19 protein-coding genes and 1 riboswitch are annotated in these 22,403 nt (G+C 36.5%); of the genes, 2 read left to right on the top strand and 17 right to left on the bottom strand.

Annotated elements, in window-relative coordinates; translation table 11 throughout:
- Positions 1-53: 53 nt before the first annotated feature.
- The 17 genes from NSQ92_RS23865 to NSQ92_RS23785 all read right to left on the bottom strand — a co-directional run bounded on the left by NSQ92_RS23865 (position 54) and on the right by NSQ92_RS23785 (position 18,120).
- Positions 54-359, bottom strand: a complete 306-nt coding sequence (locus tag NSQ92_RS23865; protein ID WP_047944674.1) for a hypothetical protein — start codon at positions 357-359, stop codon at positions 54-56.
- A gap of 224 nt (positions 360-583) precedes the next feature.
- Complete coding sequence (locus NSQ92_RS23860) at positions 584-1,255, bottom strand: 5'-methylthioadenosine/S-adenosylhomocysteine nucleosidase family protein (RefSeq protein WP_047944985.1); 672 nt, start codon at positions 1,253-1,255, stop codon at positions 584-586.
- 288 nt (positions 1,256-1,543) lie between these two features.
- A complete protein-coding gene (locus tag NSQ92_RS23855; protein WP_047944984.1) occupies positions 1,544-1,840 on the bottom strand; it encodes a hypothetical protein in 297 nt (98 codons plus the stop codon).
- A 259-nt stretch (positions 1,841-2,099) separates the two neighbouring features.
- Positions 2,100-3,428 carry a group II intron reverse transcriptase/maturase gene (gene ltrA / locus NSQ92_RS23850; RefSeq protein WP_341132227.1) on the bottom strand — a complete coding sequence of 443 codons (1,329 nt, stop codon included), beginning with the start codon at positions 3,426-3,428 and terminating at the stop codon, positions 2,100-2,102.
- Between the two features lie 691 nt (positions 3,429-4,119).
- A complete protein-coding gene (locus tag NSQ92_RS23845) occupies positions 4,120-4,251 on the bottom strand; it encodes a hypothetical protein (protein ID WP_341153306.1) in 132 nt (43 codons plus the stop codon).
- 421 nt (positions 4,252-4,672) lie between these two features.
- On the bottom strand, positions 4,673-6,730 hold the full coding sequence (locus NSQ92_RS23840) for a response regulator (RefSeq protein WP_095322831.1): 2,058 nt from the start codon (positions 6,728-6,730) through the stop codon (positions 4,673-4,675).
- Between the two features lie 69 nt (positions 6,731-6,799).
- On the bottom strand, positions 6,800-9,502 hold the full coding sequence (locus NSQ92_RS23835; protein WP_341153263.1) for a response regulator: 2,703 nt from the start codon (positions 9,500-9,502) through the stop codon (positions 6,800-6,802).
- Between the two features lie 310 nt (positions 9,503-9,812).
- Positions 9,813-10,418: a precorrin-2 dehydrogenase/sirohydrochlorin ferrochelatase family protein gene (locus NSQ92_RS23830; protein ID WP_161798422.1), complete on the bottom strand. Its 606-nt coding sequence runs from the start codon at positions 10,416-10,418 to the stop codon at positions 9,813-9,815.
- Complete coding sequence (locus NSQ92_RS23825; protein WP_047944979.1) at positions 10,399-11,166, bottom strand: sirohydrochlorin chelatase; 768 nt, start codon at positions 11,164-11,166, stop codon at positions 10,399-10,401. Before NSQ92_RS23825 ends, NSQ92_RS23830 begins: the two co-directional genes overlap by 20 nt.
- A gap of 2 nt (positions 11,167-11,168) precedes the next feature.
- Positions 11,169-11,939 (bottom strand): uroporphyrinogen-III C-methyltransferase, encoded by a 771-nt coding sequence (gene cobA, locus NSQ92_RS23820; RefSeq protein ID WP_047944978.1) that lies wholly within the window; start codon positions 11,937-11,939, stop codon positions 11,169-11,171.
- 108 nt (positions 11,940-12,047) lie between these two features.
- Complete coding sequence (cysC, locus tag NSQ92_RS23815; RefSeq protein WP_047944977.1) at positions 12,048-12,653, bottom strand: adenylyl-sulfate kinase; 606 nt, start codon at positions 12,651-12,653, stop codon at positions 12,048-12,050.
- A 14-nt stretch (positions 12,654-12,667) separates the two neighbouring features.
- Positions 12,668-13,816, bottom strand: coding sequence for a sulfate adenylyltransferase (sat, locus tag NSQ92_RS23810; RefSeq protein ID WP_061801263.1), 1,149 nt, complete (start codon positions 13,814-13,816; stop codon positions 12,668-12,670).
- 50 nt (positions 13,817-13,866) lie between these two features.
- Complete coding sequence (locus tag NSQ92_RS23805) at positions 13,867-14,943, bottom strand: inorganic phosphate transporter (protein WP_047944975.1); 1,077 nt, start codon at positions 14,941-14,943, stop codon at positions 13,867-13,869.
- Positions 14,944-14,962: 19 nt separating this feature from the next.
- Entirely contained in the window at positions 14,963-15,679 is a 717-nt protein-coding gene (locus tag NSQ92_RS23800) for a phosphoadenylyl-sulfate reductase (RefSeq protein ID WP_061801266.1), read from the bottom strand.
- Positions 15,680-15,831: 152 nt separating this feature from the next.
- Complete coding sequence (locus NSQ92_RS23795; protein ID WP_235973290.1) at positions 15,832-15,960, bottom strand: YezD family protein; 129 nt, start codon at positions 15,958-15,960, stop codon at positions 15,832-15,834.
- Positions 15,961-16,153: 193 nt separating this feature from the next.
- Positions 16,154-16,259: riboswitch (SAM riboswitch) on the bottom strand.
- A gap of 208 nt (positions 16,260-16,467) precedes the next feature.
- Complete coding sequence (locus NSQ92_RS23790) at positions 16,468-17,055, bottom strand: ECF transporter S component (protein WP_047944970.1); 588 nt, start codon at positions 17,053-17,055, stop codon at positions 16,468-16,470.
- A gap of 171 nt (positions 17,056-17,226) precedes the next feature.
- Entirely contained in the window at positions 17,227-18,120 is an 894-nt protein-coding gene (locus tag NSQ92_RS23785) for a LysR family transcriptional regulator (protein ID WP_341153262.1), read from the bottom strand.
- A 419-nt stretch (positions 18,121-18,539) separates the two neighbouring features.
- Between NSQ92_RS23785 and NSQ92_RS23780 the strand changes: the two genes are divergently transcribed.
- Together NSQ92_RS23780 and cysI are read left to right on the top strand one after the other, a co-directional pair.
- A complete protein-coding gene (locus NSQ92_RS23780; protein ID WP_095257938.1) occupies positions 18,540-20,357 on the top strand; it encodes an assimilatory sulfite reductase (NADPH) flavoprotein subunit in 1,818 nt (605 codons plus the stop codon).
- Positions 20,358-20,386: 29 nt separating this feature from the next.
- Positions 20,387-22,111: an assimilatory sulfite reductase (NADPH) hemoprotein subunit gene (gene cysI, locus NSQ92_RS23775; protein ID WP_172864929.1), complete on the top strand. Its 1,725-nt coding sequence runs from the start codon at positions 20,387-20,389 to the stop codon at positions 22,109-22,111.
- Positions 22,112-22,403 lie beyond the last annotated feature (292 nt).

Here is a 22,403-nt window from a genome sequence, read left to right as displayed (position 1 = left end):
GTTATTATAATTGAAACTGCATATTATATAAATTTTACTACACTTCAACATCCTTAAAATCGGATTGCTTTTTTAGGTAATGTCTTTGGAACTTCTATTAACCGTGCGACTTTTTTCCCTTTAGTAAATCTGACATTATTCAACCAATAGACAAAAGCATCTGTACGGTAACTAACTCCATAAACAGGATTTCCTTCTTCATCTTGATAATGTATTTCCCAATAAGGATGCTGGTTCTCTCGGTCAAATAGCCAAATCCAAAAATCTCTTTGTAATCGCTTAATATTTCTCCCGACTTTTGCAGGACAAATCATATACTCTATATCATCATCATAATCAAGTCCGACTTTAACAATCATGTTCCATGCCCACCTTTTTATGTAATGGATTTACAGAATAATATTACCATAAATGTAATTATGTATTTTAGGTTCCCAAAGCGTCGTTTGGTAGGTTTTTTACTTAGCGTTGTAAATCTACGATGTTCCTTGTTGCGCTAACCTGCCCCGTTTCTACAATAAGGATTTCAACAGAAGCGGGCATTAATCCATCAACATCATCTTTCTATTGACTTTAAATCAATTTAAATAAATCTCTTTAGATATTCCCCAAATATTTTGTTCATAACTTTTGGTGTGTTTTCTAAATATACATTAATTTGTTCAATGTTTGATTCGAATTTATTACAGTTTCTTTCATCTGTTGGGAAATCAGATATTCCTTTAATGATAATGCATTCAACATCATTCTTCTTACAAATATAAGCAATAGCACCCGCTTCTGTATCTGCTATTGTTATTTTGTTTTCTTTTAGTTCTAAATAGTCCTTCCACATAACTACTGCTTTATCAGCGGTGGCAATTGTTCCAGTATAAAAATCATTTCCGTATTTCGATAGATCAATATCGACTATGAAGGATTGTTTAATAAGAGGTTCAATTTCTTTTACTGTACAATCATATTGAACGGCTTTATCAGGTATAAAAATATCCAAATTACTGAATTTATCATCTATTCCTGCACACGTTCCAGCAACGATTACTTTAGTTAAGTTAAATTTAGAAATCATATACTGATTTCCACCGACACCATTTACTTTTCTTACACCTGTGCTATAAAAAACAAGTTCAGTATCATTTATTGTTGTTGTAAAATACTCGCCATAAGGATAACCGAAACATTCGTTATCTTCTATGCTAAAGTATTCTAATGTCGCTTCATATTCCCACTTTGTTGCAATGCTTATTCCTATCATTGACTTATCACCCTACAAATTTAAATTGTCACTATTGAATTCATATAAACGGTCTGAATCTTCTTTACTATGTTTATGTTCATCGTTAATTCGTTATTAATATGTAAATATCCTTCTTCCGCTAACCTGCCCCTATAGCGACAAAAGAAGCATCTTATTTATTATAGGAATGTAGCACGATCTTTCTAAAGAATTTTTCATTAGGTTTTATTGATAAATGTTAAAAACACCACTAGAGCAAAAATAATAAACTTAGGGAAACACTATTTAGGGCTTGCTACTCAAGATTTATTCTAAGAATGGTTTAATTAATTTCTGAATTTCATCGTCATCCAATCTCTCGGACATTTCTTCTAAGAACTCTCCAACCGGTAATAACTCCACTGAAAAATCCTTATATAGCTCTTTAGAAACATGCTTTAAAACTTTATAGTACTCTTCAGCTAGTTGATATAAATCATTCTCTTTGGTATCCCTTTCTGGTAGTAACCTATTAAATATATATAACCTTTCAATAGTCATCTCATAGTTATTTAGCAGGGCAGTTATTGGGTCTGGAATTGAAAGTGTTTTTATTTCAGTCATGTATATCCCCCTTCGCATATATCTACATAATTTCTAAAAAGCGAAATTTTCATTATAAATCTGATTTACTAGCCATATGGATTACATCATCTTCTGATAAATTTAGTAAGTTCATTTAAATATTCACCAAAAAATATGTAAATCCTTCTTCCGCTAGTCGAGTAGAAGAGAGCCTTTCTACCTTATGGTAAATTGTACTCTCCCCCCTCACAGAACCGTGCTTGCGCAATTAACGCACACGGCTCCTCCTAATTATCTTTTACAGAATATAGCTAATCTCTTTTCTTAATTCATATATGTTTACTTTAATTCTTGGAGTTGGAAGTGGAAACTTCTGTAGAAAGAGTCTAAATTTATCCCAGGTAAAGGATTTCCTCTGACTTCTTCTATTTAGCCATTTATATAGTAGTTCTTCAATCTTCTCTTTAAAACCATTTACAGTTTGCGTATTGTCTGTAATGCAGTAATAGTTGTAATAACCTATAAGTGACCTTTTAAATCTATCCATGATTAAATGAATAGATTTATTCCTATTAGTCTTCAACCATTCTTTAGTCTCTCTGAGTTTACCTTGGACTTTCTTCCTGCTCGACTTCCGTTTTACACGAAATTTCCCTTGTTTACTTTTGCTGCAATAATGGGTAAATCCAAGAAAATCAAAGGTTGCTGGTTTGCTATTTCCTATTCTTTTTGCGTTATGTTCCGCAAACCTCCCGAAGGGAATGACCTTCGTTTTATCCTCTGCTATCTCCAAATTAAATTTCTTTAATCTCGACTTTAAAGACTCATAAAATTGTTGAGCTTCTCTTTTGTGTTGAAAACAACATACAAAGTCATCTGCATACCTTACTATATAAGCCTGTCCTTCACATTGCTTCCTAACCACTTTCTCAAACCATAAGTCGAGAACATAATGGAGATAAATATTTGCTAAGATAGGCGATACTACTCCACCTTGAGGTGTACCAGTTTCCGTTTTGTATCTCCTACCTTCTTCCATATATCCACCTTTTAGAAACCTACTGATTATTCTCAGAAGGTTTGGGTCGGCTATTCTATGTTTCAAGAACTCCATCATCCATTTGTGATCAACATTATCAAAGAAACCTTTAATATCTACATCTACTACATAGCTTACTGCTCTCTTTTCAATATAAAAGTTTAGTATTTTCAACGCATCGTGGCAGTTTCTATTTGGCCGAAACCCAAATGAACAATTTAGAAAGTCATTCTCATAAATCGCATTAAGTACTTTGGCAATACCTTTTTGTACGATTTTGTCCTCGTGTTCGGGTATCCCCAATGGTCTTTTCTTGTCAGAATTAAGCTTTGGGATATACATTCGTCTAACTGGGACAGGGCGATAACTTTTGCTTTTCAGTCTACTTGCCAAGTCCATTATGTTTTCTTCCAGATTCTCGGTGTACTGTTCTTTAGTTGTACCATGCACACCGGTTGCCTTCTTGTTCGGCAGCTCAAAATGACAATGAGTGAGTGATTGTTCGTTTAATAGATGCGCAAGAGATGTAAATTTCATTTTGGTATTAGATTTTGCTAATTCTGCTATCCTTAGTAGTTTTGTTTCCATTTCTTATCCCTACCTCTGTGTGTAGTAAATGTTTCCCTAATAAGAGTGATAACTGGTAGCTAGCCTTTCCTCCATCGGTATTACCCAACTTCATTGGTACTACGCTGCTATCCGACTCCCTAAACAGCATTTGGTTTCCTTGCTTATTATCGCTTGTACACCATACTCTTCTATAAAGAAGAGACCGATAGGGTCTCCCGAGTTGCCGTATCATATCGATGTATAACGTGCCAAGGTCTCTGACTCCAAAGAGGTTTTATCCTTCTTGCCTTTAACAAAGGATAAAATGTTGCTTTCTGCACGCAGGTAAGGCATCAGCCCTCTCGGTTTACTAACGTTTATGGAGCTCAATCCCTTCAACCATATGGCTTTCGGCCCGCTACCTCACTGTCTACGCTTAAAGATTAAAGTTACCTTTAATCCTCCAAGACTCGCTACGAGCGAATGGCTAATTCTTACTCGGCGGGAATCCCACCCGCTATATGATACGACCTAGGCTCGGCCGCACACCTGCCCCGTTTCTTCCATAACTATAGAATAAACAAGTTAACATAATCAAATAATTATAGATTCTCTTAATTACCTACATTTACTGAAAAAAACTCTATCCTAATTTAATTTAAATATTAAATGTCTTTTAATCAAACTTTGCTTTAAATAATCAGTCTTTATTTTAAAACACCATTTCCTTTTAAAAATCAATCATTGCTCCTCTTTCATCAAATACAGAATCAGGATTCCAAGCAACTTCCCAGAGATTATTTTCTGGATCGGCAAAATAAGCTGTTCTTCCGCCCCAAAAGGCATCGCTTGCCTCTCTAATAATCTTCCCGCCTGCTTCTTTGACTTTTCCATCACTGCGTCTACATCCTCAAGGGTATTTACATTAATAGCAAAGGTAGCCCCTCGATAACCCTCCATAGGATTTTGCAGTTCTACTCCTGCATCCTTCGCTAATTCCTCTAATGGAAACAATGTTAGCAAAACACCTGCTGTCTTAAAAATAGCATATTGATCAGAGCTTGATTCCTTTTCCAGCCACCCAAGCCGCTGATAGAACCTTCGCAATTCCGGTAACCGTAATGCTCCTATGGTAAGCAATGAAACTCTTTGTGGAACCATTTGCAAAAACCCTCTCTTATTATTTTTCTCCTCTACATTCGGTTTCCCTTTAGAAAAACCCTCTTATAGTCAATTTTTTGTCATAAAAAAGAAAAATAAAGAACTGCTAGCTGAGCAAATCTCTATTTTCCTTCCTCTATCTCAAAATACACGGAGAATTTTGTACCACTCTCACTTGTATGCACTTTTATTCTTGCCATATGACGCTCAGCAATTCGATAACAAACCGCCAGTCCTAGTCCTGTCCCATTATCCTTTGTTGTAAAGAAGGGGGTTCCTAGCTTTTTTAATATTTCTTCATCGATTCCATTGCCGCTATCAATGATTTCCAACACAAGATACTTTCCTTTACAGAATGTTTTTATCGTAAGAATTCCTTCTGGCTCCATAGCCTCTAAACCGTTTAGAGCAAGGTTTAATAAAAGCTGCCTTATCTCTTTCTCATCCAAAAACAGTTCTGGACATTCCTCTAATTGAAGGTTCACCTTCTTTCCTGTCAATAAAGCTTCTGCATTAATTAAAGGAAAAATAATTTCAATAATTCTATTTAACGAATATAATCGTTTATCGCTCGTCTTATTTTTAGCTAATGTTAGAAATTCCTTGATGATTTTATTTGCTCGATCTAACTCATCAATCATGAGCTCCATATGTTCTAGCGAAAGGTTAGAAGGATTTGATTTTCCAATTTGCAGGAATCCATGAACGGTTGTCATCGGATTACGAATTTCATGGGCTATTCCAGCTGCCATTTCACCAACTAAATTTAATTGATCAAGTCTTGCCATTTCTTTTTCAAATGCTAATCGTTCTGTTATGTCATTTAACACAATTAACACACAATTCTTCTTTTCAATCGTTATAATTTCAGTGGATAATAATCCTTGCTTCTGCTCTCCATTTTTCAGCATGAAGTTGACTCTTTGATTTTTAAAAGGAGTCAGCCATTCTTCTTCCTGAAAGCTCTCTTCTATACCATTAATTTCCTTCGATATTTCCCACTGATAACACTCATCCTTCAATTCCTCGATTGTATAACCCGTGCTTGTTACCCAGTTATTATTTACAGCAATAAAACTAGGATTTTGTAAGGTGCGGATTGCCATCATACATGGACTCGCCTCAAATATTTGTCGAAAACGTCCTTCCGATAGCATTAAATCATCTGTTACTTTAGATTTTTCTTCTCTTTCCCTATGCAGCTGATGATTCATGGATAATAACTCCAGCGTTCTTTCTTCTACAGCATGCTCTAAGCGATCAAGTTGCTGCTTTCTTAATAATTCCACTTCTTTTCGTTCAGAGATATCACGAATCGTACAAACGAATAATTGATAATCCTCTACCATTGCATCTCCAATATATATATCTACTGGAAAAATAATATGATTCTTCCGCTTCGCCTTCGCTTCTATCATTCTGCCGATTAACTTAGGAACCATCATCTCAAATGTAATAGGTGTTTCTCCAGATGTTTCTGATTCAACAGAATGTAAGAGTACTTCAATCGAAGCTCCTATAAGTTCTTCTTCTACATAGCCAAACATTCTTTTCACACTTGGATTGACACTAATTATTATTCCTTCTTCATCAAAGGTCACAATGGTGTCTTGTAACGCCTTCTGTAATACCGAAGAGAATACCGCATTTTTGGTTAAATCCATTTTCGTTATTCTTAATTCTTTATTCATTTTTTCCAATTCTGACGTTGTTTGCCAATTCATTTCATGGAGGCTTGTCGTATGACTTTCGAAAATTTGCACAAACTGAGCCACCTTACTTCTTAATGCATCTGGATTAAATGGTTTAACAATATAATCAATCGCCCCTGCTTGATAGCCTTGTGTAATATGATGAATATCTTGACTGATGGCAGTAATAAAAATAATGGGAATATGTCGTGATTTTTTTCGTTCTTTTATTAATTTTGCTGTTTCAAACCCATTTAAGCCTGGCATTTGAACATCGAGTAGAATTACGGCAAAGTCATATTTCAAAATGCATTTTAAAGCTTCTTCACCGGATTTAGCAAAAATCAAATGATAACGAGGAGAATTTAATACTGCTTCTAAGGCCATCAGATTTTCTTGTAAATCATCTACCATTAAAATATAGATTGGTTCTGATACGGAAGGAGATAGCTTTTTCTTTTGTTCTATAGATTGAGCCGAATACTGCATAAATTTATAAAGCCTCCTATCTATTAACAAGCCATTTACCAATGTTACCTAGATGCTAGTTGCGCTCTATTATTCTTTATAAAGCCAAACTCTGATAAGCGAATATAATTGCTCTAAATTTACTGGTTTACTAATATAATCAGATGCTCCCGCTTCCATGCACTGTTCTCGATTATGTTTCATCGCCTTTGCTGTTAGGGCGATAATTGGCAGCGTTTTAAATTTATCCTTTTTCCGTATGATGGAAATAGCCTCTAAACCACTCATTTCTGGCATCATAATATCCATCAACACAAGATCAATATCCGCGTTTTCCTCTAGAAGGCTGATCCCATCCTTCGCATTCTCTGCATAAAGAATTTCAATATTGTACTCTTCCAATGCTGCATGGATGGAAAAAATATTCCGTATATCATCATCTATAATCAGCACTTTCTTCCCTATTAAATTAGCACTCTTATATAGTTCCGTAGTGTCGATTAACTCATTATTTGTTACTGCAATTTGTCGATAACTTTCTTCAATAGGTGACTGTTCGACAGCTCCTTGTTGCTTTTGGCGTTTCACAGGTAAATAGAGAGAAAATGAACTGCCCATTCCTTCGATACTTGTTGCTTCCAATTCTCCCCCAAGTAAGCGGGAAATCTCTTTACAGATAGATAACCCAAGACCCGTTCCCCCATATTTCCTGCTGATGGTTCCATCTGCTTGCTTAAATGGTTCAAAAATAATATTCATTTTATCTTTAGGAATCCCAATCCCTGTATCCTTCACAGTGAAGGATACGATAGATTCTTCCGCCATGGCAAACTTGAACTTGGCTGTCTCCTCCATCCGAATAATCAGCTCCACACTTCCCTTTTCTGTAAATTTAAAAGCATTGGACAATAAATTTTTTAATACTTGATTTAAACGATGTGTGTCTGTCTCTATAAAAGCAGGCACCTCTTTATTAATTTTCACAGAAAAATCAAGTTTCTTCTGATTAGCGATAGGAGAAAACTGGCTTTTCAAGCAGTTTTGTATCCCTTCTATTTTTACTGGTTCCTCTATTATTTCCATCATCCCAGTCTCAATCTTCTCCAAATCTAATATCTCATTTATTAACCTTAGTAATTCATTACCAGAATAATAAATGGTCTGCAAATACTGGATTTGTTTTGTAGTTAAATTCTCATTTTCCTTTTCAACGAGCATTTGTGATAGGATTAGCATACTATTTAAAGGTGTTCTAAGCTCATGGGACATATTCGCCAAAAACTCCGATTTATACTGGGAGCTATAGATTAACTGCTGGGCTTGTTCCTCTAACTTCTTTCCTATCTTTTCTAGCTCTGCATTCTTTTCTTCTGACACTCTGTATTGTGCCTGTAATTCTTCATTAATAGCCATTAATTCCTGCTGCTGAGCTTGTAGTTCCTCCGACTGGCTTTGCAGCTCCTCCGTCAAACGCTGCTCATCCTCTAGCAATCTCTTAACTTCGAGTCGATTATAAATACCGTGAATGGATATACCTAAGTATTCCCCCACTTCTTTAAGTAAGCTTTGCTGCACCGGTCGGAAATATTGCAAAGAGGCTAATTCTACAATCGCTAACACTTCCCCTTCATAAGAAATGGGCTGAATAAGCACCTGCTTTGGTTCTGCCTCTCCTGATCCAGATTTAATCTTTATGTATCCATTGGGAATATCAATAAGACTGATGCTTTTATTCTCCTTTGCAGCTTGTCCCACTAAACCTTCTCCAAGCTGAATGATAGATTGTCTGTCTTCGTTATCAAAAGCATAATTTGCTATTTCCTTGAGGAAACGGGCATTACCCTTCTCGCTTAACAGATAAAAAACACCATATTGCGCACCTACAGCAGGAGTTATTTGACTAATGAAGTAATCTGCAAGAGATTCCATCGTTTCTACCATTGAAAAACTAGTTGTTATTTCTGCCAACCGTGAGTCAAGCCAACTTTGCTCCTCTGCCTTTGCACGGCTTTCAATTTCATCTCGAGAGTACTTTTCTAAAGTTGTTACCATTTCATTAAAGGCACGAGAAATTTCTCCTATTTCATCCTTCGAATTAATCTCCAGCCTTGGAAACTTTATTCCTCTACTAAAAGAAGCACCGGACATCACTTTCGTAACTTTATGTAGATTTTTTGTTAATCCCCTTATTAAATAAATGGCCAATGCAATACTGCATATTACTCCGACTATAATATAGACATAGGTCATTAATACGACAATATCATATGTTTTTTTTGAACCTTCTAGTTCTTCTTGCATCTCTTTAATCTGGGCACTATAAAGCGAGCTCGCGATTTGTAACAATCTATTTTTTTCATCACTTTCTCTCGCCCAAAAATTGGTGTTCATTTTTTTATTTTCGGCTTCCACTATTTGTTGGCCCTTTTCTTCAAAGGGTTTATATAATGTCGAAAATTTTATTAATAAGTCCTGCGTTTCATCCCTTTTATCATTCTCTGTTAAGAAATTATACGCTTTGTTTATTTCTTTTCTTGTTTCTTCCATTTGTCTCATTGTTATTTCATTGAGTGTTTTAGAGGATTGTGAGGATAATTCATATATTTGTCTGCTTAAGTTAGTAACTTCATTCTTTAACGTATAGGCTGCATTAATTCTTTCTGTTTTATCATGTGCAAGAACATGCATTTTGTCATTTTGCTGTCGAAGCATACTCATAAGTACAATAATTAAAATCGTAATGAATACAAAAATAATGCCTAAACCAACATAAAGCTTTGTACTAAATCTCATGTATCCTCCTATCAATCTACCAGTTTAAAAGCATAAAATAAGGAAACTCGGAAGATTATTTTTGATAAACAAGCATGAATATTTATAAACAAAGATGACTTTTTTACGTTATGAAAATAATTCCATTCTACAAAAATTATATGTTAAATATGGAAATGATACAATATGATAATTGGATGAAACTAGGAGCAGCCGGGAAGGGGAACTAACATGTCCGGAGCGTAAAAAACTCTTTTATTTAAAGATTATTGGTATAAAGTGGATTCCCCTTAATTAGGACATAATGAAAACTCCTAAACCTGGTACAAGCTTAAAGGTTTAGGAGCTTTTCATAATAAATATGGCGTAAACTAGCTGAGTCTTTATATGCATCATCCAATATTTCCGTTAATATAGCATTAGACACATCAGAAGAAAGCGATCTTTGTTTGATAAGAGTCCGAACTTCATATAAAAAATCAATATACGCAATATAATTATCATCATACATTTGCTGCCATTCCTCTTTCAGCTTTTTTGCCAGTTTCGGGCTTGCGCCATTAGTGGAAACACTTAAGTGAAGTCGCCCTTTTTTAAAGCTAGCTGGAATCTGACAGTTTCCTTCTTCAAAAGAAGAAGCATCATTCACTAAGCAAAACGATTTAATTTGTTTGGCGATACGATGATTTTCTTGTGAATCATTGGTTGCTGTAATAGTTAGAAAGGCATGGGTGAAATCTTCCTCTTTCCCTTTTCGTCGCAGCAGCTTTATTTTCCTGTCCTCTGAAAGATCTTCTATTTCAGTACAAACTTCGGGACTGATTACTGTTACACTTGCTTCTTCTTCTAGAAGCATCAACACCTTTCGATAGGCAATCTTGCCTCCACCAACTACTACACAATGTTTATCTTTTATATCAACTAGTAATGAAAGCATATTCATTCCCTACCATCATTTCATCTATTCTTTCTTTTAATATTCCAGCTATCAATGGATTATAACCCAAATAAGGGGCGAGTTCGTATTCTTTATGGTCACTTTTTATTTTATTAATAGTTTTTTCCATTGACTTCATCAAAATCCCCGTAAAAAGAAGATAGGGAATTACCAACACATGGCGATAGGAAGAATGTTCTGCCATTTGCAGCGCTTCTTCAAAGCTTGGTTCTGCAGCAGTTAAATAACAATCCTGTACAACGATTTGCTCCACTTGTTGTTCAATTAAAGCTGCCATTTTTCCTAAATCTCGTTTTACATCGGGATCACTGCTTCCTCTTCCAACAAGTATAACAAGCATTGTTTCATCACTTTCTTTATAAAGAGAAGCACTACGAATTTTGTCTGCAGCAATTTTAACCATTTGAGGATGAACTCCAATCGGTTTTCCATATTTCATCTGGACATGCGGATATTTCAGTGAGAGCTTTTCTAATACTTCTGGAATATCTTTTTTGGCATGGGCTGCTGTAAGAAGCAAAACGGGTATGATATAAATAGTGGAAGCACCCTTTTCTACACATTTTTGAAAACCTTCTTCAATGGAGGGATCAGATAATTCTAAGAAAGAATATTCTTGTATGCCTTTGAAACCATTTATCTTCATACACTTTTCAATAAAGGAGACAGCCTGCTCGCTTGCTTCCTTTACCCTGCTTCCATGACATATATATAATATTGCTTCCATTATCAAACAACCTCTTTCGGAATGGTTTCACCGAAGTTTTCCTCAAACCATTTAATTTTCTCTCTCATTTTTACTACTTCACCAATCACAATCATACAAGGATTTTCAATTCCTCCTTTTTCAGCATCCTCTATTACATGGTTAAGATCAGTAATAATTGTCTTTTGTTTAAAGGTTGTTCCCCAATTGATGAGTGCAACTGGTATTGTACTTTTTTTTCCAAAGGACAAAAGCTTCGACTGAATATAGGGTAGATTTTTCACTCCCATATAGATGGCAAGTGTATCAATTTGAGAAAGTGCTTCCCATTTAATATGGTCTTCCTCTCCATTTTTTATATGGCCTGTTACAAAGGCAAAAGAAGAGCCATAATCGCGGTGGGTCACTGGGATACCGGCATAACTGGGAGCAGCAATGCCTGCAGTAATTCCTGGTACTATTTCAAAGGGGATTTGATTCTTAGCTAATTCCTCTGCTTCTTCCCCGCCCCTTCCAAATACAAAGGGATCACCACCTTTTAGCCTTGTGACAATTTTCCCTTTTTTCGCATGTTTTACTAGGGTTTGATTGATCAATTCCTGTTTCATGGCATGATGATGCGGAAGTTTGCCGCAATAAATCAGTTCAGCCTTCGGTTTCGCATATTCTAATAACTCACGATTCACTAAACGATCATATAAAATTACATCGGCATTTTTGATGCATTTTAATCCTTTTACCGTTATTAAGTCCGGATCTCCTGGCCCTGCACCAACTAGATATACTCTCCCCATTTTATCCACCCTTCTTGTTGTTCGGATCCATTAAAAAGCGGGGAAAGGAATTGACGATGAACGAATGGTATTTGCAAGGACCATGCTCCGTTTTTCCCTTTCCCAATATTAAGAGATATAATATTCTTTTTCTTTTAAATATTGTACGATTTGTTCTACACATTCTTCAATAGAATGTTTTTCTGTATCCACGATTAATTCTGGCTGAAGCGGCTCCTCATAAGGGGAACTAATCCCTGTAAAGTCTTTTATAACTCCTTTTCTTGCCTTCTCATATAAGCCTTTCGGATCCCTTGCTTCACATGCCTCTATAGAACACTTTATATATATTTCCACAAACTCGTTTTCTTCTAATAAAGCTCTTACTCGATCACGGTCTTCGCGAAACGGAGAAATGAAGGCAGTTAGAACGACTTGCCCACTATCAACAAATAGCTTACTGACCTCACCAATTCTTCTAATGTTTTCTTTGCGGTCCTCATCCGAAAATCCTAAATCTTTATTAATTCCAAAACGAATATTATCTCCATCTAGGACATAGCTATTTGTCTGGTCTTCAAATAATCTTTTTGCAACAGCATTTGCAACCGTTGATTTTCCGGAACCAGATAACCCTGTAAACCATAGAACATAGCTATGATGCTTATTTTTTTCTCTTCTATCCTTCTTTGTTACTGCATGGTCATGCCATGTAATATTTGTACTTTGGCTCAAAAGTTCTCTCTCCTTTAAGAATGGATTTCTTGTTTTTGCAATCCTTTTATTAACACTTCCACTACTTCTTTCCGACTAAATGTACTTGGTGGAATCTCTCCATTTCTTAAAAGCTCACGAACCTTCGTCCCAGATAAAATTTCATGATGTTCTTTGCCATGTGGACAAGTTTTTGTAGAAGCCATGTTCTCACATTTCTTACAATAGAAACTATGTTCAAAGAATAATAGATTAATACCTAGCTCTTCTTGTGTAAATTGGTCAAAAATTCTTTGGGCATCATAGGTACCGTAGTAGCTCCCTACTCCAGCATGATCACGGCCGACGATAAAGTGAGTACAGCCATAATTCTTTCTCACCATCGCATGGAATATCGCTTCTCTTGGTCCTGCATAACGCATAGCAGCAGGAAATACAGCTAGAAATACACGTTCTTTTGGATAGTAACTTTTCAATAGCACTTGGTAGCTTTCCATGCGAACATCTGCTGGAATATCATCCGCCTTCGTTTCACCTACTAATGGATTTAAGAATAGACCATCCACAATTTCAAGTGCTGATTTTTGAATATATTCATGTGCACGATGAACAGGATTTCTTGTTTGGAACCCGACTACTGTCTTCCATCCCTTTTCTGCAAATATTTCTCTCGTTTCTGCCGGATCTAAGTAAAAACTGCTAAAATCCGTTTTCTCTACTTTCTTTAAGAGTTTAATCGGACCGCCAATATATATATTTCCACGATCAAACATTTTCTTCACACCTGGATGTGCTAAATCATCTGTACGGTAAACAGAAACAGCCTCTTTATTTTTATCTGGAATATAAATATCCTCTACTGTCAGCACACCATATACTTCACCTTCATGGACTAGTTTTACCGTATCCTGAAGTTCAATGGTATCTGATTGTTCTTTTGAAATGGGCAATGTAATAGGGATGCTCCAAACCTCACCTGTTGCTAAGCGCATACTCTCTACCACTGCTTCATAATCTTTTTGGGATAAAAATCCTGTAAGCGGGCTGTAGGCTCCATTTCCAATCAGCTCTAAATCACTAAGTGCAATAGTATCAATTTCTAGCTCCACCTTTAATTCAGAGACATCATAATTAGGATCGTATAAATTAATTAATTTTCCACCATGTGGTTGACTTAATGACATTTTTTAGCACACCTTTCTTTTTTCGGACCTTTTCTTATAAATGATTTCCGTTAAATTCCGCCACCATCTTCATAAATAGTACTGTTATCTTCACGAATCGTTTTCATTAGGCTTATAATTCCAAGTGTAGCAATACATACACTAAGAATAATAAGTACATTATAGATATCTGCTTCAATAAATAATTGAACTAAACCGTAAGAAATAACTAATGATAGGACTGGTGAAACAATCCATACCTTAAAAATTCTTAACACTAGTTTCTTCTTCAGAATCTCATATCCATTCTTCGAGACACCTATTCCGATAATGGCAGAGCTAGTTACTTGCGTTAACGGAACTGGTATTCCAAATATAGAAGCTATTGTCACTAATGTCGCGCCCGTGCCAGAAATTAGTCCTCCTTCCAGCTTCGTGAATTGGACAATTTTCTTTCCATTTGTCTGCAAGACTCTTCCCCCTAACAGAAAAGCGCCGATTGCAATAAAAAATCCACCCACTACTACTCCTGTTTGCATGGATATCATGTCAGCGCCAACTAATGGTCCAATAGAGTTTGCAACATTATTCATTCCCGCAGAGAAAGCTTCAAAGCACCCAACGATAATAACAAAAATAGACAAGTATTTTTCATTACTCGGATTGCGAATCCATTCATTTTGATTCTCAAGCTTTCTTACATATTTCCCAGCCCATAGAGCTATAAAAAAAGAAACGATTGGAACAAGAAGCCAAAAGAAGACAATCCATAATATATTCGCAATATATAAGCTTTTAAAAGCCACACCTACTCCTACTACACTGCCAACTGTAATTTCACTTGTTGATAATGGAATCCCCATTATATTAGCTATAAATAGGGAGAGTGCAGCTGATGATAAAATGATTAAGACAATTTTGGCATCAAGGATACTACTCGGAATTAATCCTTCCCCAACTGTTTTTACTACTTCACTCCCGCCAATTACCGCTCCTAGAAAAATCGCTACCGCACATATAAGCAGAGCAACTCTCTTTTTTGGTATGGCGCCTGATCCATAGGCAACACCAAGGCTTGCTGCTGCACCACTTGCACCAATGTTCATTGCAAAAAACAATGACATAATACCTGCTAAAATAATGATCATTTCTTTGTACCTCTACTCATTATTGTAAGTGTAGCCCGCATTCTGTTTTTCCTTTTCCCGTCCATCTTCCAGAACGTAAATCATCCATATTAATAGCAGGCTGGGTACATGTTCTGCAGCCAATGCTCGGATAACCCTTATCGTGAAGAATATTGTAGTCCAAAGAGTACTTATGGGCATATCTCCAAACATCTTTCCATGTCCAATGAATCAGTGGACAAACCTTTATGGATTTAAATTTATTATCCTTATTTAGATATTGCGTGTTTTTTCTTGTTTCTGACTGTTCTCTGCGAAGTCCTGAAATCCAGGCAATCGGTTCAGACAGCACTTCATGTAAAGGAACAACCTTGCGAATCTCACAGCATTTATTTGGATTAGTTAACCAAAGTTCTTCTCCATATTGTGCAGCCTGTTCTTCTAACGTAATGGCTGGTTTTTTCATTTCAATTTGCAAATCTGGATACCGCTGTTTCACTTTTTCAATTAATTCATAAGTTTCATCAAAATGTACATCTGTATCTAAAAAGACAATACGCGCGTCCTTTTTTATCTGCGAAATTAAATCGATAAGAACAATCCCTTCAATTCCAAAACTACAAGCATAGACAATATCCTCTCGGTACGTATCATAAGCCCACTTTAAAACCTCTAAAGCTCCCTTTGTTTCCGTTTCACTTGAAAAGTTCACAGGAGGATACGTATCAATAGTTTCATAGGTTAATAACTGACTCATTAAAAATCCTCCAATTTAATAATGGTATTTTGTTCGTGGATTATGTGCCCAAAATATAAAAAGAGGCAGCTTTAACCCACTTTCTCAGTTAAAGTTGCCTCTAGTTTGTCTAGTCAGCTTCTTTATCAAACGCCTTAAACAGGAAATTCTTATTATTTCCCTAAGCGTATCTTTTCATTTTTTTCGATTTGAATAATTTTTCCATCCTGTACGACTAATGTGACCGATCCAAATTTCATTGTGTTTAGAATTTGCTCTAATTGAATTTTCACTTTGTCCAGCTGATTTGTTTCCCCCACCAACAAATCCCTCCTTAAAAAAGGTGAAATCTTACTAAACCATTTGAATAGCGTTTACGCCAGACATATTTTTGAATCGAAAACGCCTATCAAAGGAATGCTCGACCATCGTAAGTGAAATGCATTTACGATTAAAAAAATCCTTCCATTTGGAAAGAGTTGAGTATTATTCCTTACCCTCTCTTTCAAAATGGGTATCCATTTTGTTGGATTTTGCACCTTGCATCCAGCAAGTTGCCAGACTTCCTTGGGCTGATTCTCTCCATCTCTCTTGAAAGGCATTGTTATTTTCTAAATTTTATCATAATTGCCATTATTGTCAATAAGTTTTTCTAGTTGTTTAGTCGGGATTAATGATTTATTTCCTAGTATTTTAGGGGGAATACTTTTCTTATTATAGAAAAAAATATAGTATTAGTGAATGTCCTATTACTATTGTTGGCAAAAATAGCTGATTAGCACTAGACTATATCAGCTATCTTTCCATTCTTATTTTTTTCGTATCTTTAATAACGGCTTTGCAATGATAGGTGTTAAAATACCTGATAAAATTGCCTCTGGGACACCATTTGTACCAACTACAGCTAGTATCGCCGGCAAGAGATCTTCCACATTCACGCCAATTGCGTTTGCATACGGCTCTCTTACAAATAAATAGACAAAACCTAGCACAAGAATTGTATTGATTAGAGATCCTATCACACCCGAAATGCTCATTGCTACTGTCTCATTCATTTTGTCTTTCAGCACCTTATAAAATAACAGTCCTGCCACTACTCCAATCATTACTCTAGGAAAAACAGATATTAACGGATTGGTAAAAATAATCGGAGCAAGAACACTTGTCGGATAAGTGAAAGCACGAATAAATGTGATGATGCCCCATACTCCTCCAATAATTGCGCCTTCTAATGGTCCTAAAACAATCGCTGCGATAATAACTGTGATCTGAATGATTGTTATACTAAGTACAGGAGTCGGAATATACCCTAATATTGGAACAAAGGTTTGAATAATAATAATAGCCGTAAGAAGTCCTAGTAGAACCAAACGAGTAGTTTTATTTTTTTTCTTCATCTGCAAGTAGTTCTCCTTATGTGGAAAAAGCATTATCCACTTTTCCCTCAATTTAATAAAATTCCTTTGTTATCATACTACAAATACAAGTATTTTTTCTATGATAATAAGAAGGATTTTCTGCATTTTCCTTAGGATGGGGTTAATTACTTGCTGTTATACATTATCGGATTACTCGTTATAAGGAAAAGTCTCTTTAAGGGTTTCAATAAAGGTGATAACATTTTGTTTCTCCTTCATAATTGAAGCAAAGAGATAAGATAATCTCCTTGTAAATCGCGTTTTTGTGACTGGAATAATACTTAGGTTTCCATTCTTCACATCCCTTTCTATCACACTTTTGGATAAGAGTGATAAGCCATTGCCATTAATAAGCGTTTCCTTGATGCCTTGATTACTGCTAATGGTTAAAAAGGATTCAGCTCTTAACCCATTGGATCGAATAACATGATCTAAGTACTCTCTTGTACCCGATCCAAGCTCTCTTGTAATCCATGTCTGATCATGGAGTTCAGAAATGGAAATGCCTTCCCGAGTCGCAAGTGGATGATGAACAGATGCCACAATAAATAACTCATCCTCCATAAATGGCACCACCTGCAATTCCTTATCATTTGTTTGTCCTTCAATTAAACCGATATCTACTTCATATAATCTTACCGCTTGGACAATTTCTTCTGTATTACCAATCGTCACTTGAATTTGCAATTCAGAATGCTTTCTTTGCAGATCAAGCAGTAATGCAGGAAGAATATATTCGCCGATCGTAAAACTAGCACCTATTTTTAATTCACCCTTAATCGCATGATGATGCTCTAAAATATGCTGTCTCGTCTGGTCATATAAGCGTATCATCTGAATGGCACAATCATAAAGCATTTGACCGGTGGGTGTTACTTTTAAATATTTTGGTGAACGCTCCAATAGTTTTGTTTGAAACTCCTTTTCCAGGTTTTTAATATGTAGACTTACACTCGGCTGACTCATTAACAGCATTTCTGCTGTCTTTGTAAAATTCTTTACTTCAACAAGCGTCACAAATGTTTTTAGAGCTTCATACTGCATTTTTCCTCCTCCTTTTCGCTAATAGGAAAATTAATTATTAAGAATACTAATAGTTGCTATTAGTTATATGTATTTTACTAATTCTTTAATTTCCAGTAAAGTACAATTAGAATACATCTCATACGAGGATGCTTAAGGCGGCTGCTTTCATGTATGGATACCTTAACGCCTATCAAGCTTTCGTCACATGCTTAAATTAATCTCCAATTAGATACTAATCTATTTATTTAGAAAAACAATATCCCTTGCTTGTTCTAATTAGTAACAAGCTTCTTTTGTATTTCTAATCCGATTTGTCTGATAGGATTAATAAAATACAGAGTGACAATCCTCCCTCTTCATTATAAAATGAATTGCAAGAATTATCCCACTAATCAAATAACAATAGGGAATACCATTATCTATGCGAGGTGAAAGTGTTGCAGCTTCAAGTAATAAATAGTCCTTTTAATCAAGAACAAACAGAATTATTAAACCGTCTTTTACCAACTTTAACTGAATCACAGAAAATTTGGCTAAGCGGGTATTTATCTGCTTCCACTGCAATCGCAGCATCAGCAGAACCTATCTCCAATACTGCATTAACAGAGCAAAAGGCAGCTGAACCAATTACAAAAGACATTACGATTCTTTTTGGATCCCAAACTGGAAATGCACAAAGCCTTGCCAAAAATCATGGCAATCGTTTAAAAGAATTAGGGTTTAATGTCACTGTACAGTCAATGGGTGACTTTAAACCTAATAATCTTAAAAAAATACAAAATCTCCTTGTTATTGTTAGTACTCATGGAGAAGGCGATCCACCAGATACCGCTATAGCCTTCTATGAATTCTTACATGGAAAGCGAGCACCTAAGCTGGAGAACTTCCAATATTCCGTGTTAGCGCTTGGTGACAGCTCGTATGAATTCTTCTGCGAAACAGGGAAGCAATTTGATAAGCGTTTAGAAGAATTGGGTGGAACAAGACTTTATCCACGTGTGGATTGTGACCTTGATTATGATGAACCAGCTAGTGAATGGTTCGAAGGCATCGTCAGCAGCTTGAGCCTTCAATCAGAATCAACCGCTCAGTCCATAAGTATAACACCACCATCTCTTCTAGATTCTGGTTATTCTCGCAGCAATCCGTATTATGCAGAGGTACTGGAGGTCATTAATTTAAATGGACGTGGCTCTAATAAAGAAACATTGCATGTAGAGCTTTCGCTTGAGGATTCTGGAATCTCTTACGAACCAGGTGACAGCCTAGGAATATTCCCAAATAATGACCCAGAATTAGTTGATCTTTTAATACAAGAATTAAGCTTTTCTCCAACAGAAAGTGTCACAATCAATAAACAAGGAGAAGTTCTGGCTTTTCGAGAAGCTTTATTAACCTATTTTGAAATTACAGTTTTAACCAAACCATTGGTAGAGAAATTTGCAAAAATAACAACCAATCCAGCTTTAGAAGACTTACTTGCTAAAGGAAATGAAGATAAATTAAAGGCATATATAAATGGGCGTGACTTATTAGACCTTATTCGAGATTATGGGCCAATTGAGGCAGATGTGCAGACATTTGTAGCCTTGCTTCGTAAACTGCCTACCCGCCTTTATTCGATTGCCAGCAGCTACAAAGCAAACCCTGATGAAGCACATTTGACGATTGGCGCCGTTCGTTACCATGCAAATGGACGAGATCGCAATGGTGTTTGCTCTGTTCAAATAGCGGAACGTATTCAGCCAGGCGATAAACTGCCTATCTATATACAAAACAATGAAAATTTCAAACTTCCGGAAAACCCAGATACTCCTATTATTATGGTTGGTCCTGGGACAGGAGTGGCACCCTTCCGTTCTTTTCTGCAGGAAAGAGAAGAAATCGGTGCAGAAGGAAAAGCATGGCTATTCTTTGGCGACCAACATTTTGTTACAGACTTTCTCTATCAAACCGAATGGCAAAATTGGCTTAAAGATGGGGTTTTAACAAAAATGAGTATTGCTTTTTCCCGCGATAAAGCGGAAAAGGTATATGTGCAGCACCGCATGCTGGAGCATAGCAAAGAGTTATTTGAATGGCTGGAAGAAGGAGCTGTTCTTTATGTTTGTGGAGACGAAAAGCATATGGCGCATGATGTTCACCAAACACTCCTTACTATTATCCAAAAAGAAGGCAAAATGGCTTTAGAAAAGGCTGAGGAATATATAGCTTCTATGACTCAAACCAAGCGTTATCAACGTGACGTCTATTAAATAGTTGGCAGGAAAGGAGTTTTTCGAAAATGGCAAAACAAGTATTAAAAGCACCAGATGGACCACCAAGTGATGTAGAACGAATAAAAGAAGAGAGTAATTATTTACGTGGCACATTGAAGGAATCCATGGAGGAAGAATTAAGCGCTGGTATTTCAGACGATGATAACCGCTTAATGAAATTCCACGGAAGTTATTTGCAAGATGATCGTGATATACGCAACGAACGCGCTAAGCAAAAATTGGAGCCTGCCTACCAATTTATGCTGCGAGTTCGAACACCGGGTGGAGTAGCTACACCGGCTCAATGGCTAACAATGGATGATCTTGCACAAAAGTATGGAAATAAAACATTAAAATTAACGACACGCCAAGCTTTCCAAATGCATGGCATTTTAAAATGGAATATGAAACAGACTATTCAAGATATACACCAATCCCTACTTGATACAATTGCTGCTTGTGGCGACGTCAATAGAAATGTGATGTGCAACCCTAATCCGTATCAATCAGCTTTGCATAGTGAAGTGTATGAATGGTCAAAAAAATTAAGTGATTATTTACTGCCTCGTACACAAGCTTATCATGAGCTCTGGTTAGATAAGGAAAAGGTAGCTTTCACTCCAACTGTCGAGGAAACAGAAGTGGAGCCAATGTACGGGAAATTATATTTACCTAGAAAATTTAAAATTGGTATTGCCGTTCCTCCTTCTAATGATATTGATGTTTTTTCCCAAGACCTGGGGCTAATTGCCATTACGGAAGAAGAAAAATTAGTTGGATTTAATGTTGCCATCGGCGGCGGAATGGGAATGACCCATGGAGATAAAGCAACCTATCCTCAGCTTGCAAAAGTTATTGGATTCTGTACACCTGAGCAAATTCTTGATGTGGCAGAAAAAGTAATTACGATTCAACGTGATTATGGAAATCGCTCTGTTCGAAAGAACGCCCGTTTTAAATATACCGTAGATCGTCTTGGTCTAGATACTGTAGTAGAAGAGCTAGAAAATCGCTTAGGCTGGAAACTTCAAGAAGCGAGAGAATTTCAATTTAATCATAACGGCGACCGCTATGGCTGGGAAAAAGGCATTAAAGGAAAATGGCACTTCACTTTATTCGTGGAAGGCGGCCGCATTAAAGATTATGAAAATTATCCATTAATGACAGGCTTGCGCGAAATTGCTAAAGTACATACTGGCGACTTCCGGTTAACAGCCAATCAAAATCTAGTCATTGCGAATGTCTCCAGCCGTAATAAAAAGCAAATCGCTCATTTAATCGAGCAATATGGCATTATGGATGGAAAACGTTTCTCTGCACTGCGTCGTAATTCTATTGCTTGTGTATCCCTGCCAACCTGCGGGCTAGCGATGGCAGAAGCAGAACGATACTTACCAGTCTTAATTGATAAGATAGAAGAAATTGTGGATGAAAATGGGCTTCGTGATGAAGAAATTACAATCCGTATGACAGGCTGTCCAAATGGCTGTGCCCGCCATGCATTAGGGGAAATCGCCTTCATTGGAAAAGGACCTGGAAAGTACAATATGTACCTAGGCGCCGCCTTTAATGGTAGCCGCTTAAGCAAACTCTATCGCGAAAATGTTGGCGAGGAAGAAATCCTTTCAGAACTTCGCGTACTGCTCCCGCGCTATGCGAAAGAAAGAACGGCAAATGAACATTTTGGAGACTTTGTTATTCGCGCTGGCATTGTTAAAGAAGTAACCGACGGTACAAACTTTCATGATTGACAGATGAGTCATTGCACCACTTTAATCGTTTTTGATTGGGTGGTGCTTTTTTGTGGTTGGAATTGGAGGGTGGGGGGGTGTTTGATTGGGTGGTTGAGGTTTGGCTGATATATTCGGAGTTTGGCTGATTCCCTCTCTACTTTGGCTGATATATTCGGAGTTTGGCTGATTCCCTCTCCACTTTGGCTGATATATTCAGAGTTTGGCTGATTCCCTCTCTACTTTGGCTGATATATCTGGAGTTTGGCTGATTCTACCTCCCTTTTGGCTGATATTTTCAGAGTTTGGCTGA

The organism is Niallia sp. FSL M8-0099 (assembly GCF_038006945.1).
In the GTDB taxonomy this organism is placed as follows: domain Bacteria; phylum Bacillota; class Bacilli; order Bacillales; family Cytobacillaceae; genus Niallia; species Niallia circulans.
This window is presented reverse-complemented; position numbering and strand designations above follow the sequence as displayed.